The 567-nt window shown below is 25.4% G+C and carries 1 protein-coding gene; it reads right to left on the reverse strand.

Annotation, left to right across the window (positions count from 1 at the left end; all coding sequences use genetic code 11):
- Positions 1 to 135 precede the first annotated feature (135 nt).
- Positions 136 to 411, reverse strand: a complete 276-nt coding sequence (locus tag Ctaglu_RS24810) for a hypothetical protein (protein WP_125006735.1) — start codon at positions 409 to 411, stop codon at positions 136 to 138.
- Between the last annotated feature and the right edge of the window lie 156 nt (positions 412 to 567).

Genomic DNA, 567 nt, shown 5'->3' on the forward strand with positions numbered 1-567 from the left:
TCTGAAACCATTTTTTCAATACTTCCATCCTCTAATTTAATGCTAATTATATCTTTGATACTATTTTCTAAATTCATAATAATTTACCCCTCTCAATTTTCAATTTTTTATTACAGACTATTTAGCAGTTGCGACTTAACTAACAAACAGTTTCTTAATCTTATTTTTGATTTTTTTATCCTCGGAACTCTTAATATTTGTATTTAATGTAACTATGCTTTCATTGGCATCTTTTAGTTCTCTGCTAGTTCTACGTATCCCATCTACTAAATTAGCTATATCTTCTTCTTTGCAATTAACTTTTTGCTTTAATTCCATTATTTCTTTTTCTTTAGCTTTTATATTTTTAAAAGAAATTGTATTTTCCAATCTATTAATTTTATTTTTTAAAGCACTTATTCTGCTGCTCATAATTTAATACCTCCAATATTTATTTTTTCTTTTAATGTAAATATATCCTTATTCATTATTAAATTTCCCTTCTATAATCTTTACATTCTTGCATATTCACACCCTGACACATTTCATACATTCTTGATACTATCGCTTCTGAGGTTTCTAAGTTGT

Source organism: Clostridium tagluense, assembly GCF_003865095.1.
GTDB classification, from domain to species: domain Bacteria; phylum Bacillota; class Clostridia; order Clostridiales; family Clostridiaceae; genus Clostridium_AD; species Clostridium_AD tagluense.